The sequence below is a fragment of the uncultured Umboniibacter sp. genome, assembly GCF_947497555.1.
Lineage (GTDB): Bacteria > Pseudomonadota > Gammaproteobacteria > Pseudomonadales > DSM-25080 > Umboniibacter.
This window is the reverse complement of sequence record NZ_CANMGY010000026.1, coordinates 1-1,025: the sequence shown is the minus strand read 5'-3', so window position 1 is coordinate 1,025 and position 1,025 is coordinate 1. Positions and strand designations below refer to the sequence as shown.

Here is a 1,025-nt window from a genome sequence, read left to right as displayed (position 1 = left end):
CTGACCGATATCATCCAAGTCGTGCTATTAATTGCCGGTGGACTGTTTATTGCCTATCTGAGCCTGGATGCGATTGCTCAGAATGCTGGAGCCTCCGGTGCGATGCATGGTTTCGGTATCATGATGAACGAACTCCCTGAGAAGTTCGACATGATCTTAGATCCGTCTAATCCCTCCTACAATGCCCTGCCGGGCATCTCGGTATTGGTCGGCGGCATGTGGATCATGAACCTCAGCTACTGGGGCTTTAACCAATACATCATCCAGCGGGCTTTAGCTGCTAAGAATATCCGTGAAGCGCAGAAGGGTATCGTTTTCGCCGCCTTCCTTAAGCTGCTTATGCCCATCATTGTGGTGCTGCCAGGTATTGCGGCCGTGATGTTACTACCGGATCTCGATGCACCGGATAAGGCCTATCCCGAGGTAATGAAGTTACTGCCTGTGGGCATCAAAGGTGTGGTCTTTGCTGCGCTAATTGCCGCGATTGTGAGTTCATTGGCGTCGATGGTGAACAGTATTTCTACCATCTTCACGATGGATCTCTTCACTCAGTTCTCCAAGAAGGAACATAGCCAGAAGCAACTCGTCACCGTGGGTCGTACCGTGGGTATGGTTGCGCTAGTTCTTGCGGTAGTTATTGCCCGTCCACTCTTGGGTAACTTCGACCAGGCCTTCCAGTACATTCAGGAATTCACCGGTTTCTTCACCCCGGGTATTGTGGCCATCTTCTTCCTGGGTATGTTCTGGAAGAAGGCGAGCGCCGCCGGAGCCTTGACGGCGACGTTGGGCTCAGCGGTATTGAGCTTATTGCTGAAAATCTTCTGGGAAGCACTGCCGTTCATGGATCGTGTAGGCGTAGTCTTCATTGCCTGTATGGTCTTGGGTGTGGTGTTCTCACTGCTTATGCCGAATAAGAAGAAGGCACTGGATAACACCGGGGTTAGCTTCGCTACGGATAAGAGCTTCAATATTGCTGCACTAGCAGTGACCTTGATTTTGATCGCGCTTTACGCTGCTTGGTGGTA

General features: G+C 51.2%; 1 protein-coding gene. It reads left to right on the top strand.

Annotated elements, in window-relative coordinates; all coding sequences use genetic code 11:
- Positions 1-1,025 (top strand): sodium/solute symporter (locus tag Q0698_RS13235; protein ID WP_298637161.1); only part of this gene is annotated, 1,025 nt, incomplete at both ends.